Origin of the sequence: Herbaspirillum sp. SJZ099 (genome assembly GCF_007828355.1) — a bacterium.
Lineage (GTDB): Bacteria > Pseudomonadota > Gammaproteobacteria > Burkholderiales > Burkholderiaceae_D > Herbaspirillum.
Genome location: NZ_VIUO01000012.1, coordinates 101513 through 115903 on the forward strand (window position 1 = coordinate 101513; position 14391 = coordinate 115903).

Annotated in this window: 12 protein-coding genes; 8 read left to right on the forward strand and 4 right to left on the reverse strand. The window is 67.8% G+C overall.

What is annotated here, in order from left to right; genetic code table 11:
- Window positions 1-8 precede the first annotated feature (8 nt).
- Window positions 9-989 (reverse strand): GlxA family transcriptional regulator, encoded by a 981-nt coding sequence (locus tag FB597_RS18995; protein WP_141911513.1) that lies wholly within the window; start codon window positions 987-989, stop codon window positions 9-11.
- Between the two features lie 99 nt (window positions 990-1088).
- On the opposite strand from FB597_RS18995, the gene FB597_RS19000 reads away from it, so the two are divergent.
- The 4 genes from FB597_RS19000 (at window position 1089) to FB597_RS19015 (ending at window position 5371) form a co-directional block, all read left to right on the forward strand.
- Window positions 1089-2360 (forward strand): MFS transporter, encoded by a 1272-nt coding sequence (locus tag FB597_RS19000; RefSeq protein WP_144770388.1) that lies wholly within the window; start codon window positions 1089-1091, stop codon window positions 2358-2360.
- Between the two features lie 224 nt (window positions 2361-2584).
- Window positions 2585-3184, forward strand: a complete 600-nt coding sequence (locus FB597_RS19005) for a TetR/AcrR family transcriptional regulator (RefSeq protein WP_144770389.1) — start codon at window positions 2585-2587, stop codon at window positions 3182-3184.
- A gap of 69 nt (window positions 3185-3253) precedes the next feature.
- Entirely contained in the window at window positions 3254-4282 is a 1029-nt protein-coding gene (locus FB597_RS19010) for an NADP-dependent oxidoreductase (RefSeq protein WP_144770390.1), read from the forward strand.
- Window positions 4283-4360: 78 nt separating this feature from the next.
- Window positions 4361-5371 (forward strand): LLM class flavin-dependent oxidoreductase, encoded by a 1011-nt coding sequence (locus FB597_RS19015; protein WP_141911524.1) that lies wholly within the window; start codon window positions 4361-4363, stop codon window positions 5369-5371.
- A 106-nt stretch (window positions 5372-5477) separates the two neighbouring features.
- Here FB597_RS19015 and FB597_RS19020 read toward each other — a convergent pair whose 3' ends face one another.
- From FB597_RS19020 to FB597_RS19030, 3 genes are all read right to left on the reverse strand, one after another.
- Window positions 5478-6365 carry a GntR family transcriptional regulator gene (locus FB597_RS19020; protein WP_144770391.1) on the reverse strand — a complete coding sequence of 296 codons (888 nt, stop codon included), beginning with the start codon at window positions 6363-6365 and terminating at the stop codon, window positions 5478-5480.
- An 80-nt stretch (window positions 6366-6445) separates the two neighbouring features.
- Window positions 6446-7666, reverse strand: a complete 1221-nt coding sequence (locus tag FB597_RS19025; RefSeq protein WP_255517216.1) for an amidase — start codon at window positions 7664-7666, stop codon at window positions 6446-6448.
- Window positions 7667-7681: 15 nt separating this feature from the next.
- Window positions 7682-8653, reverse strand: coding sequence for a polysaccharide deacetylase family protein (locus FB597_RS19030; RefSeq protein WP_141911528.1), 972 nt, complete (start codon window positions 8651-8653; stop codon window positions 7682-7684).
- 278 nt (window positions 8654-8931) lie between these two features.
- On the opposite strand from FB597_RS19030, the gene FB597_RS19035 reads away from it, so the two are divergent.
- The 4 genes from FB597_RS19035 to hpxZ all read left to right on the forward strand — a co-directional run bounded on the left by FB597_RS19035 (window position 8932) and on the right by hpxZ (window position 14126).
- Window positions 8932-10119 (forward strand): ABC transporter substrate-binding protein, encoded by a 1188-nt coding sequence (locus FB597_RS19035; RefSeq protein ID WP_144770393.1) that lies wholly within the window; start codon window positions 8932-8934, stop codon window positions 10117-10119.
- 139 nt (window positions 10120-10258) lie between these two features.
- A complete protein-coding gene (locus FB597_RS19040; protein ID WP_141911534.1) occupies window positions 10259-11137 on the forward strand; it encodes a branched-chain amino acid ABC transporter permease in 879 nt (292 codons plus the stop codon).
- Window positions 11134-13716 carry an ATP-binding cassette domain-containing protein gene (locus tag FB597_RS19045; RefSeq protein WP_144770394.1) on the forward strand — a complete coding sequence of 861 codons (2583 nt, stop codon included), beginning with the start codon at window positions 11134-11136 and terminating at the stop codon, window positions 13714-13716. The genes FB597_RS19040 and FB597_RS19045 overlap by 4 nt, the downstream gene beginning before the upstream one ends.
- A gap of 11 nt (window positions 13717-13727) precedes the next feature.
- Window positions 13728-14126, forward strand: coding sequence for an oxalurate catabolism protein HpxZ (hpxZ, locus tag FB597_RS19050; protein WP_141911539.1), 399 nt, complete (start codon window positions 13728-13730; stop codon window positions 14124-14126).
- Window positions 14127-14391: the final 265 nt, after the last annotated feature.

A 14391-nucleotide genomic window follows, 5' to 3' on the forward strand; every position in this document is an offset into this window, starting at 1 on the left:
TCAACGCTTCAGGCCGCCGTTTCCAGGCGGCCTTGTTCTTCATGCCCTCGCGCCAGCCGGCGCAGCGTTTGCGGCGGCTGCCCGAACAGGCGCATGCAAGCGCGCCGCATGCGTTCGGCGTCGCCAAAGCCGGTGGCGCGGGCGATCTGCTCCAGCGAGTCGGATGACTCTTCGATACGGATGCGGGCTGCCTCGGCGCGCATCTGCTCGATCGCCTTGGCCGGCGTCTGGCCGGTTTCGGCAGCGAAGGCGCGGTCGAACTGGCGGCGCGAGAGGCATGCCACTTCGGCCAGCGCATCCACCGTCAATTCTTGCTGCAAATGCTCGCGCGCGAAGCTGAGCGCGCGGCGGATGCGGTCGCTGCCGCCATCCATTTCCTGCAGCGCCGAGAATTGCGATTGCCCGCCCGGACGGCGGTGGTAGACCACCAGTTCGCGCGCCACCGCGCGCGCCAGGTCGGCGCCATGGTCGTCTTCGATCAGGGCCAGCGCCAGGTCGATGCCGGCGGAGATGCCGGCCGAGGTCCACACCGAGCCGTCGCGCGAATAAATGCGGTCGCTGTCGACCAGCACCTTGGGATGCATCTTCTGCAGCTTGGCCGCCATGCGCCAGTGCGTGGTGGCGCGCTTGCCATCCAGCACACCGGCCGCCGCCAGCACGAAGGCGCCGGTGCACACGCCGGCGATGCGGCGCGAGCGTTTGGCCGCGCGCACGATGTAGCTGCGCAATTGTTCCGATACCAGTCCTTCGCGCGGCGCGCCGCCGCCGGCCACCACCAGGGTGTCGAAACTGGCCGCGCCGATGCGTTCGGTCTGGATGCAGGCGCCGGCCGAACTGCGGATCATGCCGCCCGGCTCCGACAGCAGCGACAGGCGGTACAGCTGCTTGCCCGCGACCCGGTTGGCGGCGTCGAAAGCCGAGAGCGGCCCGGTGAAGTCGAGCATGCTGCAATCGGAGAAGATCAGGAAGGCGGTATCGCGCATGGGCATCTGGACAGGCGTCGGGATGGCTTGAAATGCGTGAATTATGGCATTTTAGACATAAGCGTGCAGCGCACACTGCGCAGGTCGATATCACCGGAGCCTGCCATGGACCGAACCGCCGCCGTCGCCGAAGCGCGCGACGCCACTTCCTCCACTCCCGCCAACCCTGCTGCCCCTGCCGCCGCGCGCCACCGCTGGAAAGTCCTGGCCGCAGGAGTGGCCGCCAACGCCAGTTTCTCGGCCATCTTTTCCGGCATTCCCGTGACCTCGGTGGTCTTGCGCGCGGACTACCAGCTCAGCAATGCCCAGCTTGGGCTGGCGCTGGGCCTGCTGAGCCTGGGCGTGGCCCTGGGCGAACTGCCGTGGGGCGTATTGACCGACCGCCTGGGCGACCGCAAGGTGCTGCTGACCGGCTTGCTGGGCACCGTTGCCGCGCTGTGGCTGCTGGTGCTGTTCGCGCTGCCGGGGCAGGGCGCCACCACGTTCCGATGGTTGTGCGCGGGGCTGATGCTGGCCGGCTTGCTGGGCGGCAGCGTCAATGGCTCAAGCGGCCGGGCGGTGATGGGATGGTTTCACGATGGCGAGCGCGGCCTGGCGATGAGCATACGCCAGACCGCGGTGCCGCTGGGCGGCGGCATCGGCGCGCTGTTGCTGCCGTCGCTGGCGGCCCATGCCGGCTTCGGCGCGGTCTATGGCGCGCTGATCGCCGGTTGCCTGGCCAGCGTCTGGCTGACCTTGCTGTGGCTGCGCGAGCCGCCGCCATCGGCGCCGCCGCAGCAGACGATCCGCCAGGAACGTGCCGCAACCCCGGCTTTGCGCAACGCTACGGTCTGGCGCCTGGCGCTGGGCACCGGTTTGCTGTGCGCGCCGCAGGTGGCGTTGATCAGTTTCGGCGGCATCTTCCTGCACGACTTTAGCCATGCCGGCCTGGTGCTGATCAGCGCGGTGATGACGGTGGTGCAAGTCGGCGCCGCCGTTTCGCGCATCGCCAGCGGGCGCTGGACCGATCGTCGCGGCAATCGCCGCGGTTTCCTGCGCGGTTGCGCCTTATTGAGCGCCGGGCTGTTCGCGCTGCTGGGCGGATTGGCGTTCTCCGGCGCAACGCTGGTCCCGCTGGCCTTGTCGCTTGCCGTCGCCGGCATCGCGGTGTCGGCCTGGCACGGCGTGGCCTATACCGAACTGGCGGTGCAGGCCGGGCCGGCGCAGATCGGCACCGCGCTGGGGTTGGGCAACAGCTGCGTATTCACGGTGTTCTTCCTGACCGCGCAGGCGGTGCCGCCGCTGCTGCAATGGCGGGGCTGGGCCGCCGTCTGGCTGGCGATGGCGCTGGTGGCGCTGGCGGTATGGCCGTTATTTCCACCGCCGGAGAAGCCTTGATGGGGGAGCTGGGGCTTGAAAAAGTAGAACCTGTTCGGGGTCTCGTCGGGAGTTGGACCAACGTCATTTCAGGATGAGATGCAAGGCGCAAAACGCAGCCGGGCTGGTGGCCCGGCGAGGCTTTGCAACGCCGCAGACCGCCTGAAAGGGCATTGGGACACTCCTGGAGAGGCCCCGAACAGGTTCTTTAGACGACCGGTCTAATTTTTGGTTAGAATGTCGCCATGCGAGAAAACTACGGCGAAAACAAACGCAACATCCTCATGGCCGGGCGCGCGATCATCGCGCAAAAAGGCTTCTCCGGCGTCGGGCTGTCCGAGATCCTGGCGGCGGCGGAGATTCCCAAGGGGTCGTTCTACCATTACTTCGGCTCCAAGGAGCAGTATGGGCGCGAGCTCATCGAACACTATGTCGAGGGCTACCTTGAGCTGCTGGGCAAGGTGCTCGGCGATCACTCCTATGGCGCCAGCGGGCGAGAGCGCTTGCTGACCTATTGGGGCTATTGGCTGGAAAGCCAGTGCTGCCAGGAGTTCGAGCAGCGCTGCCTGGTGGTCAAGCTCAGCGCCGAAGTGGCCGACCTGTCCGACGACATGCGCGAGGCCTTGCATGAAGGCACCGGGCGCTTTATCGCCCGTATTGCCGGCTGCATCGAGGACGGCATTGCCGACGGTTCGCTGCATACCGTGCTGGAGCCGCTGGCCACCGCCACCATGCTGTACCAGCTGTGGCTGGGCGCCAGCCTGCTGTCCAAGCTCAGCCGCGACCGTGTGCCGATGGAAAGCGCGATGCATGTCACCCGCCGCGTGCTGGTTCCGCCGCAATAGGCCGGTGATTCCTCTTCATTGCGCATTCAAATTTCCCAATTAAGTTTCCCAATTTCCCAAGGACTTCCCATGAACGCCAAGCACGCCGTCAACCGCAGGATCGTCCTCGCCGCGCGCCCTACCGGTGCGCCTGAGGCCGCCAATTTCCGTCTTGAGGAAACCGCCGTGCCGGCGCCTGGAGAAGGGCAGGTGCTGCTGCGCGCCGAGTGGCTTTCGCTCGATCCCTATATGCGCGGGCGCATGAGCGACGCGCCGTCTTACGCGCCCTCGGTCGATATCGGCGCGGTGATGACCGGCGGCACCGTCTCGCGCGTGGTGGCTTCGCGCCATGCCGATTTCCATGAGGGCGACCTGGTGATGGCCTACACCGGCTGGCAGGAATACGCCCTCTCCGACGGCAGCGGCGCCACCAGGTTGCCGGCCGGCTTCGACCATCCTTCGCATGCGCTGGGCGTGCTCGGCATGCCCGGCTATACCGCCTATGCCGGCCTGATCGACATCGGCCAGCCGCGCGCCGGCGAAACCGTGGTGGTGGCCGCCGCCACCGGCGCGGTCGGCTCGCTGGTGGGGCAGATCGCCAAGATCAAGGGCTGCCGCGTGGTCGGCGTGGCCGGCGGCGCGCAGAAGTGCGAATACGCGGTCAAGGAACTGGGCTTCGACGCCTGCATCGACCACCGCTCGGCGGATTTTGCCGCGCAACTGAAAGCGGCCTGCCCCCAGGGCATCGACGTCTATTTCGAGAATGTCGGCGGCGCCGTGTTCGATGCCGTGGCGCCGTTGCTCAACGTGCACGCCCGCATCCCGGTATGCGGCCTGATCTCGCATTACAACGGCGGCCGTGTCGAGTCCGACGCCAGCGCGCTGCTGCGCCGCGTGCTGACGCAACGCATCCAGATACGCGGCTTCATCATCTTCGACTACTACGTCAACCGCCCCGACCTGCTGGCGGCGTTCCAGCACGATGTCTCGGGCTGGATCAAGCAAGGCCGGCTGCGCTACCGCGAAGACGTGGTGCAAGGGCTGGAGAACGCTCCCCAAGCCTTCATCGGCATGCTCGAAGGCAAGAACTTCGGCAAGCTGGTAGTCAAGCTGGATTAAGCATCGATCCGGGCGAACACCCCGGCAACCAGGCGTGGCGACTGAAATAGTTGATCACGCGCTCTAAGGATCTCATTCATGATTCCGTTTTCCGTCCTCGACCTGTCCCCGATCAACAAGGGCAGCACCGCCGCCCAGGCCTTCAACAACACCAAGGAGCTGGCGCAGCTGGCCGAGAAGCTCGGCTACCGGCGCTACTGGCTGGCCGAGCACCACAACATGGCCGGCATCGCCAGCGCGGCCACCTCGCTGGTGATCTCGCACGTGGCGGCCAATACTAGGAGCATCCGCGTCGGTTCCGGCGGCATCATGCTGCCCAACCATTCGCCGCTGGTGATCGCCGAGCAGTTCGGCACGCTGGAGTCGCTCTACCCCGGCCGCATCGACCTCGGCCTGGGGCGCGCGCCGGGTTCCGACCAGCGCACCGCGCGCGCCCTGCGCCGCAACATGGGCGGCGACACCGCCGAGAATTTCCCGCAGGATGTGCAGGAGCTGCAGGACTATTTCGCCGAGCCGTCGGACTATCAGTCGCTGCGCGCGGTGCCCGGCGCCGGCCTGAACGTGCCGATCTGGCTGCTCGGCTCCAGCATGTTCAGCGCCCAGCTGGCGGCCGAACTCGGCTTGCCGTTCGCTTTCGCCTCGCACTTCGCGCCGGGCTTCATGAAGTCGGCGGTGGAGATCTACCGCGCCCGCTTCAAGCCCTCGGCTGCGTGGCCAAAACCGTATGTGATGCTGGGCCTGAACGTGTTCGCCGCCGATACCGGGCGCGAAGCGGTGCGCCTGTTCAGTTCGCTGCAGCAGCAGTTCATCAACCTGATCCGCGGCACGCCGGGCCAGCTCAACCCGCCGGTGGACGACATCGCCGACTACTGGCAGCCGGGCGAGCAGGCGCACGTGGAACGCTCGCTGGCATGCGCCGTGGTGGGCGACCGCGAGAGCGTGCGCGAGGGCCTGCAGAATTTCATCGACGACACCGCGCCGGACGAGCTGATGATCACCGCCCAGATCTACGACCATGCGGCGCGCCTGCATTCCTTTGAAATCGTGGCCGAGGTGCGCCAGGAGCTGGAGGGCCGGGTGGCGATCTGAGTTCGCTGTTCAGGCTCCGATAAAAGAAAACGACAAGGAACACGACAAGAAAAACGGCATTGCCCGCAACAGGCAATGCCGTTTTTTCTTTGAGGAAGAGAAATCCCTATTCCATCCCCAGCATGCGCGCCAGGTTGTTCCCGCTCTTGCCGCTGACCAGGTGGATGTGTTCCTCCAGCGTCACCAGGTGCGACTCCATCGCCGCCACCGCGCCTTCGGTATCGCCGCGCTCGATCAGGTCGACGATGCGGGTGTGTTCCTCATGCTCGCAGGAGGCGTAGCCGGCCGGTTCGTGCAGCGCCACGATCAGCGAGCAGCGCGACACCAGTTCGCCCAGGTAGCGCTGCAGCGTGGCGTTGCGCGCCAGTTCGGCCACCTGCATATGGAAGGATGAGGCCAGCCGCGCCCAGCGCGTCTGCGCGTAGCTGTGCATTGCCTGGTGTTCTTCCTTGAGTTGGCGGCGCAGCCGGGCCAGGTCGGCGCGCGTGGCGTTGCGTACCGCCAGCCGCATGATGGCGGCTTCCAGCGAACGTCGCGCCTCGAAGATCTCGCGCGTTTCTTCCGGCGTCGGCATGGCCACCACCGCGCCGCGGTTCGGGCGCAGCTCGACGATGTGTTCGTGCGCCAGCTTTTGCAGTGCCTTCTGCACCACCGTGCGGCCCACGCCGAACAATTCGCACAGGGCCGCCTCGGGCAGCTTGGTGCCGGGCGCCAGGCGCTGGCTCATTACGCTGTCGAAGACGGTGGCATAGATGCGGCCGATGATGTCGTCGCCGGCCTCGGCGTCGAGCTGCAGGGCCGGCGCATCGGCCAGCGTGTCGTGGCGCACGCGCGGGCGGCCGGCGCGCTGTTGGCGGGCTGGTGCCGGGGCATCGTCGGCATGGCGCGCGGTCGCGCCCCTGGTGCTCTTGGCGTTCTTGGCGCTCTTGGTCGCCGGCTTGGCGGCCGTGCCGGCGGTGCGCTTGCCCGCGTTGCGGGGGGAGGTTTCGCTCATCGTCTTGTGCTTGGTGTCTCATCGCGCCGCGCTTCCTTTGGCGCGGAAGGCGCGGCGCCCGGTTGGGCATGCGTTGCGGGTCAGTGCGGCGCGCCCTGCTGCAGCATGCGCCATACCTCGGCGGCCAGCCTGATCAGGGACAGGTCGCTGCCCGCGGGCCCCAGCAATGATACGCCGATCGGCAGCCCGGCGGGCGTGGCCAGCGGGATGCTGACCTGCGGCAAACCGCACAGGCCGGCGATGCAGGTGATGCGGAAGGTGCGTGCGCGCACCAGGTCGACCTCGCCGGGGGCGGCGTCCAGTGGCGGCGCCACGCTGGCCGCGGACGGGATCACCGCCACCGCGTCATCGCCCAGCAGCGCATGCACCTGGCGGCGCACCACCTGCTGGCGCTCGCGCGCCTGGCGTTCGGCCTGGATGTCGATGGCGCGCGCGATGTCCCAGCGGCCCTGCACGGCGGGGCCGAAGCGCGGCGTTTCGCGCTCGATCCAGTCGCGGTGGGTTTGCCAGGCCTCGTGTGCCGAGGCCACGACGTAGGCGCGGCGCCATTGTTCCAGTGCATCCGGGGCGTCGCCGGACAGGCGGCAGTGCCGGCCCTGCATGCGCGCGCACAGCGCCTGGTAGACGCGCTGCACGGCCGGCTGGAACACCGGGTCGGCCTGCTCCAGCGCATCCAGGGGCAGCAGGACGTGCCGCAAGTCGCGGCCGGCGGTCTGCGGCAGCAGTACCTCGCCCACGCGGGCGAAGGCGCCGGCCTCGTGCGCGAGCCAGGTGGCGGTATCGAAACTGGGGGAGAGCGGCGCCATGGCCTCGCAGGACAGCAGGCCGTGCGTGGTGCGCAGGCCCCAGATGCCGCAGTAGCTGGCCGGCACCCGGGTCGAGCCGCCGGTGTCGGTGCCCAGCGCGAAGTCGCACAGGCGCGCCGCCACCGCCGCCGCCGAACCGCTGGAGGAGCCGCCCGGCACGCGGCCCGGCGCGGCCGGGTTGATGGGGGTGCCGTAGTGGTGGTTGTCGCCGTGGATGCTGTAGGCGATCTCGTCGGTCAGGGTCTTGCCCACCAGGGTGGCGCCGGCGTTGAGCAGGGCCGTCACCAGCGGGCTGGTGGCGGTGGCCGGGGCATGCGTGCGCAGCCAGTCCGGATTGCCGGCGCCGGTGACGTGGCCGGCCACGTCGAACAGGTCCTTGGCGCCGAAGGTGAGGCCGGCCAGCGGGCCGGCGGCCGCGCCGGCGATGCGAAAGCGCCCGTGCGGCACGAAGGCGCCGATACCGTCCGGGACGGGAGCGAAGCGGGGATGGTTCAAGCGGTTCTCCAATGGTCAGGGCAGCAGCGCAGGAGGCTGCTGCAATTCTTCCAGCGCATCCACGTGCGCGCAGATGGCGCCCGGCGTGGTGAACCAGACCTGGCCGCGGTCGCGCGCCGCGGCCAGGTGTTGCAGCGCGCGGCGCAAGTGGCGCAGACGATAGGGCTGGCCCACCAGGTAAGGATGCAGGGCGATACCCATCACCAGCGGCTGCCGCGTCGATTGCTCCAGCATCTCGTCGAAGTTGTCGACGATCATCTGCGCGAAATCCTTCCCGTCCATCTGGCGCGCCACGATCATCGGGATGTCGTTGAGTTCTTGCGGATAGGGGATCGACCACAGGCTGCCGCCGTCGCGCGTGCGCATGCGCACCGGCTGGTCGTCGTGCGCCCAGTTCAGGTTGTAGCGGTAACCCGATTCGCGCAGCAGGTCGGGGGTGAGCAGGCTTTCCGAGATCCACGGCGAAAGCCAGCCGGCCGGCGCCGCTCCGCTTTCGGCGGCGATGCGGTCGCGGCAGTGGCGCAGCAGCGCCAGTTCGGCGCTTTCCGGCAGCGTGCCCTGCTGTTGCGAATTGCTGTGGCCGTGGCCGATGATCTCGTCGCCGCGCGCGGCGAAGGCGGCCACCAGTTCCGGGCAATGGTCGTACAGCGCGGTGTTGACCAGCACGCCGGCCGGCAGCGCCAGCTGTTCGAATAGTTCCAGGCAGCGCCAGGCGCCGACGCGGTTGCCGTATTCGCGCCAGGCATAGTTGAGCACGTCGGGCTCGGGGCAGGCCGGGCCCAGGCGCGCGCCCAGGCCCGATCCGAAGGCGAAGTGCTCGATGTTGAAGCCGAGGTAGACCGCCAGCCGCGCGCCGTTGGGCCAGCGATAGCCGGGGCGGCGGTGGATGGCCGAATAGCCGAAGCGGCCGTGGCCGGGCAGCGGGCCGAAGGGGCGGGCGATGCCTTCGACGGCGGGGACGGTGGGCGGGAGGGTGGGCTGGTTCATGCCGGTTCCCTCACGATGCGGCCAGGCCGGCGCCCTGGATCGTGGTTGATGATGGTGCGGCGTGCATCATTTTCTCCATCTTCTGCACAAGAGTCGTGCGTTATTGGCTGCAAACTTGATTGGTTATCAGCGGCAATAAATGAAGATATTTGCTGCCTATATAAGGTAAATATTGTCGGCAAAAATTATCTTCGCATGCGGCGCTTGGCATAGCCCTTGCATAAGTCATGCCGGGAACAATGCCAACCGTCTCTTAGCCAACCTGGAGGGAAGCCACCATGATCCGTTTCACCCGCCGTACCCTGATTGCCGCCGCAGCCGCCACCGTCGCCGCTGCTACCTTTGCCTCGCCGGCCCTGGCCGCCGACCCCATCAAGATCGGCCTGGTCACCGCGCTGTCGGGCCAGTCGGCGCAAGCCGGCGAGGCGCTGACCCGCGGCATGTCCATCGCCATCGACGAGATCAACGCCAAGGGCGGCCTGTTGGGCGGGCGCAAGCTGGAGCTGGTGCGCCGCGACGACGAAGGCAATCCGGCCAAGGGCGTAGTGGCCGCGCGCGAACTGATCTTCAAGGAAAAGGTGGCGGTGCTGTTCGGCGGCCTGGACACCCCGGTGTCGATGGCCATCGTGCCCATCGTCAACCAGGAGAAGGTGCCCTTCGTCGGCCCGTGGGCGGCCGGCACCGGAGTGACCAAGAACGGCGCCAACCCGAACTACGTGTTCCGCGTGTCGGCGGTGGATGAACTGGTCGACAAGGCCATGCTGAACTACGCGCAGAAGACCTTCAAGAGCAGCAAGGCCGGCCTGATCCTGGTCAACAATCCCTGGGGCGAATCCAACGAGAAGGGCATCGTCGCCGCGCTGGCAGAGAAGGGCTTGAAGCCGGCCGGGGTGGAGAAGTTCGAAGGCAGCGACGTCGACATTGTGCCGCAGCTCACGCGCCTGAAGGCCGCCGGCGCCGACACCTTGTACCTGGTCGGCAACGTCGGCCCCTCGGCGCAGGTGGTCAAGTCGCTCGACCGCATGGGCTGGAAGGTGCCGGTGGTGTCGCACTGGGGCCCGGCCGGCGGCCGCTTCACCGAACTGGCCGGCCCCAACGCCAGGAACGTGCACTTCATCCAGACCTTCAGCTTCTTCGGCAAGCTCTCGCCGGTGGGCGAGAAGGTAGTGAGCGAGCTCAAGGCCAAGTACCCCGCGATCAAGGGGCCGGACGACATCACCCCGGCCGTCGGCGTGGCCAACGCCTATGACGGCATGCAGCTGGCCGCGCTGGCCATCGCCAAGGCAGGTTCCACCAACGGCGACGCGGTGCGTGAGGGCTTCTACAAGATCGACCGCTACGAAGGCCTGATCAAGACCTACGTCAAGCCGTTCAGCCCGGCCGTGCACGATGCGCTGCAGGCCGACGACTACGTCTGGGCGCAGTTCATCGACAACCGCATCCTGCCGGTAGGCCTGGCGCAATAAGGCCGCCCCGGCAGCGCCGCGCCGGCCGGGAGCAGCGGTTTGCGCGGCGGCCAATCCATGCGCAATGCGGGCAACGCATCAGCGCAATACCAACGATCAACAGCCGCCGCCGGCAACGCGGCGGGGCAGGGAGAACACGATGTTGCTGCTGTCGGCACTCATCAGCGGATTCGGACTGGGCAGCATGTACGGTCTGATGGCGCTCGGTTTCTACATGACGTATGCCGTCTCCGGTACCGTCAATTTCGCGCAGGGCAGCTCCATGATGCTGGGCGCCGTGCTGTGCTTCACCTTCGCCCAGACGCTGGGCTGGCCGATGTGGCTGGCCGTCGTGCTGGCGCTGGCCTTGTGCGCCGCCTATGGCGTGCTGGTCGAAGTGCTGGCGGTGCGCCCCTTCGCCCGGCAGGGTTCGAACGCTTGGCTGATGTCCACCGTGGCGCTGGGCATCGTGCTGGACAACCTGGTCATGCACACCTTCGGCAAGGAACCGCGCAGCCTGCCGTCGCCGCTGGCGCTGTCGTCCATCGAAGTGGGCGGCATCGGCCTGGGCGTGTATCCGCTGCACCTGCTGATCCCCGCCGTCGGCCTGGCGCTGGCGGCGCTGCTGCATACCGTCTCGCGCCGCACCCGCTGGGGCACGGCCTTGCTGGCGGTGGTGCAGAACCGCGACGCCGCGCGCCTGATGGGCATCCCCATCACCCGCGCCATCGCCGCCGCCTTCGCGCTGTCGACCCTGCTGGCCGGCGTGGCCGGCGTGCTGATCGCGCCGCTGTTCAACGTCAACGCCGACATGGGCACGCTGTTCGGCCTGAAGGCCTTCGCCGTGGCCATCCTGGGCGGCATCACCAGCGCCTGGGGCGTGATGATCGCCGGCCTGCTGTTCGGCATCGCCGAGGCGCTGATCACCGCCACCCTCGGTTCCGGCTATACCCAGATCATCACCTTCGCGCTGGTGATCGCGGTATTGGCGATTCGTCCCAACGGCCTGTTCGGCCGCGCACAGGTGAAAAAGGTATGAACAATCTTCCGCATTCCGTGACCGCGGCGCTGCGCCGCGCGACCCAACCCGCGCCGCCGGCCGCCGCCCCGCGCGCCCAGGTGCGCCTGGGGCTGGGCACGCCGGCCGCGCTGGCCTGGTGCGTGCTCGGCTTCATCGCCGCCGCCACGCTGGCGCTGTCGGTCAACAGCTATTACGTCTTCGTGCTGGCCGGCATCGCGCTGGTGGCCATCGTCGGCATCGGCCTGAACGTGCTGATCGGCCTGACCGGGCAGGTCTCGTTCGGCCATATCGGCTTCTACGCCATCGGCGCCTATACGGTCGCCATCCTGACCACCAAGGCCGGCTTCTCGTTCTGGCTGGCGTGGCCGCTGGCGGCGCTGGCCGCGGGGGCGCTGGGCGTGCTGCTGGCCTTGCCGGCGCTGCGCGTGAAGGGTCCCTACCTGGCCATGATCACCATCGCCTTCAGCTTCATCGTGCAGCACGCCATCATCGAGATGCGGGATGTGACCGGCGGCCAGAACGGCATCATGGGCCTGGCCGCTCCCGCCTTCCTCGGGCTGCAGGGCGAGCGCGCCATCGCCATCCTGGGGCTGGCGTCGGTGGCGGTGGTGCTGGCCGGCTACTGCTGGCTCTCGCGCGGCAGCTGGGGCGCTGCCATGCGCGCGGTGCGCGACAGCGAGACCGCGTCCGAATCGATCGGCCTGAACCCGCTGGTGGTCAAGGCTGCCGCCTTCGCCATCTCGGCCGCCCTGGCCGGCCTGGCCGGCGGATTGTTCGCGCCGTTGTCGACCTTCGTCACGCCGGACACATTCAGTTTCATGCAATCCATCCTGTTCGTGCTGGTGGTGGTGATCGGCGGCGCCGGTTCCATCATGGGGCCGGTGGTCGGCGCGGTGATCGTCGGCGCGCTGCCCGAACTGCTATCCAGCATGGAGGACTATCGCCTGCTGTTCTTCGGCGCGCTCCTGCTGCTGGTGCTGTGGATCGCGCCGGACGGCGTGACCGGCCTGTTGCGCAAGCTGGTGGCCGCATTGCGCCAGCCAGCCGCGGCCATTCCTCCGCTGGCGCCGGCAGGCGATGAGGCGGCGCTGCCAATGCGCACCCGCCGCACCCTCTCGGCCGACGGCCTGACCATGGTGTTCGGCGGCGTGCGCGCGGTCGGCAACCTGGGATTCGAAGTGCCGGCAGCGGCCGTCACCAGCCTGATCGGCCCCAACGGCGCCGGCAAGACCACGGCGCTGAACATGCTTTCCGGCTTCTACCGCCCGACCTCCGGCAGCTTCGCGCTGGGCGGGGTGGCGCTGGCGGGCTTGCCGGCCTTTCGCATCGCCCGCCACGGGGTGGCGCGCACCTACCAGACCTCGCAACTGTTCGGCAGCCTCAGCGTGGCCGACAACGTCGCGCTGGCCTGCGGCCGCGGCCGCCTGGGCGGGCTGCTGTCGGCGCGCGGTTTCGGCGATGCCGCGGTGCGTGCGCGCTGCGCCAGCCTGCTGGCGTATTGCGGTTACCGCGGCGCCATCGATATCGCCGCGGCCGACCTGGCGCACGTCGACCGCCGCCTGGTGGAAATCGCGCGCGCCCTGGCCGCCGATCCGGATGTGCTGTTGCTGGACGAGCCGGCCGCCGGCCTGTCGCGCGAGGACAAGTCGATGCTGGCGCGCCTGCTGCAAAAGATCGCCGCCGCGGGCATCAGCGTGGTGGTGGTCGAGCACGACATGGAGCTGGTGATGCAGATCTCCAGCCGCATCGTGGTGCTGGACGCCGGCCAGCGCCTGGCCATCGGCACTCCGCAAGAGGTGCAGAACGACCCGGCGGTGCGCCAGGCCTATCTTGGCGAGGAGGCGCAGCAACCGGCGGCCACTGCGGCGCGCGTGGCGACGCCGGGCGCGGCTGAATTGCTGGGCGTGGGCGAGCTGGTCGCCGGCTATGGCGCCGAGCCGGTGCTGCACGGCATCAACCTGCAGGTGAAGCAGGGCGAGATGGTGGCTTTGCTGGGCGCCAACGGCGCCGGCAAGTCGACGCTCATGCGCGCGCTGGCCGGCTTGCACCGGCCGGTGCAGGGCGGCATCCATGCCGGCGGCGTCAACCTGATGGACCTGCGCGCCGAAGAGATCGTGCGCCATGGCGTGGTGCTGGTGCCGGAGGGACGGCAGGTCTTCCCGGAACTGAGCGTGCTGGACAACATCCGCCTTGGCGCTTTCCTTTATCCGCAGGATGTGGAGGCGCGCGTGGAGGAAATGCTGGGGCGTTTCCCGCGTTTGCGCGAGCGCCTGCACCAGCGCGCCGGCCTGCTCTCCGGCGGCGAGCAGCAGATGCTGGCGATCGCGCGCGGTTTGATGTCGCGCCCGCGCGTGCTGTTGCTGGACGAGCCGTCGCTGGGCCTGGCGCCGAAGGTGATTGCCGAACTGTTCGCGGCGCTGGATCGGCTGCGCAACGAGAACATGACCATCGTGCTGGTCGACCAGATGGCGGCGCTGGCCTTGTCGCTGGCCGACCGCGCCTATGTGATCGAAGGCGGGCGGGTGGTGGCGCAGGGCAGTGCGGCCGAGATCGCGGCCAATGATGCGCTGGCCAAGGCTTATCTTGGCGGGCATTGAGGAGATTCGTAGTGGAACCGACGTTGCCGTTCGAGGTAAATATCCCGGAAGTGCTGGCTGAAGTGACGGCCGCTTTCGGGCGTTATGAGGTGGCGCTGACGACCAACCAGGTCGAGGTGCTGGATGAGCTGTTTCTGGACTCGGCCCATACCGTGCGTTATGGCGCTACCGAGAATCTTGTCGGGTTTGACGAGATACGATCATTTCGTCTTGGACGTTCGCCCAGGAACCTGATGCGGGATTTGCGGCGGACTGTCATTACCACCTATGGGCGCGACTATGCGGTGGCCAATACCGAGTTTACCCGTGATGGGGATGCCCGGATTGGGCGGCAGAGTCATGCCTGGTTGCGGTTGCCGCAGGGGTGGAGGATTGTGGCGGCGCATGTTTCCTGGATGGAGATGAAGTAGTTTGTTTGTTTGTTTGTTTGTTTGTTTGTGTTTTAGGTAGTCTGGTCTTACTGCGTGCAGATGTACTGGCTTTAGTCTTTTCTTTCTTCGGTCGTGGCGGAGCGCCGGGGGCGGCCCGGCAGCCGCTCACTTTCTTTGGCCCGCCAAAGAAAGTAAGCAAAGAAAGGCGGCCCCTAAGTGCCAGCCCCTTCGGGGTACCCGTTGGAGTGCCATGAAAAATGGGCGAGGCAGAGTCGCTGCGCTCCGACTGCCTCGCTGATCCATT

What these genes read in the sequence shown, in the direction of transcription:
- FB597_RS19015 (WP_141911524.1), top strand. Translation starts at nt 4,361, where the DNA reads ATGATTCCGTTTTCCGTCCTCGACCTGTCCCCGATCAACAAGGGCAGC.
- FB597_RS19005 (WP_144770389.1), top strand. Translation starts at nt 2,585, where the DNA reads ATGCGAGAAAACTACGGCGAAAACAAACGCAACATCCTCATGGCCGGG.
- FB597_RS19000 (WP_144770388.1), top strand. Translation starts at nt 1,089, where the DNA reads ATGGACCGAACCGCCGCCGTCGCCGAAGCGCGCGACGCCACTTCCTCC.
- FB597_RS19030 (WP_141911528.1), bottom strand. Translation starts at nt 8,653, where the DNA reads ATGAACCAGCCCACCCTCCCGCCCACCGTCCCCGCCGTCGAAGGCATC.
- FB597_RS19035 (WP_144770393.1), top strand. Translation starts at nt 8,932, where the DNA reads ATGATCCGTTTCACCCGCCGTACCCTGATTGCCGCCGCAGCCGCCACC.
- FB597_RS19020 (WP_144770391.1), bottom strand. Translation starts at nt 6,365, where the DNA reads ATGAGCGAAACCTCCCCCCGCAACGCGGGCAAGCGCACCGCCGGCACG.
- FB597_RS18995 (WP_141911513.1), bottom strand. Translation starts at nt 989, where the DNA reads ATGCCCATGCGCGATACCGCCTTCCTGATCTTCTCCGATTGCAGCATG.
- FB597_RS19010 (WP_144770390.1), top strand. Translation starts at nt 3,254, where the DNA reads ATGAACGCCAAGCACGCCGTCAACCGCAGGATCGTCCTCGCCGCGCGC.
- FB597_RS19045 (WP_144770394.1), top strand. Translation starts at nt 11,134, where the DNA reads ATGAACAATCTTCCGCATTCCGTGACCGCGGCGCTGCGCCGCGCGACC.
- FB597_RS19040 (WP_141911534.1), top strand. Translation starts at nt 10,259, where the DNA reads ATGTTGCTGCTGTCGGCACTCATCAGCGGATTCGGACTGGGCAGCATG.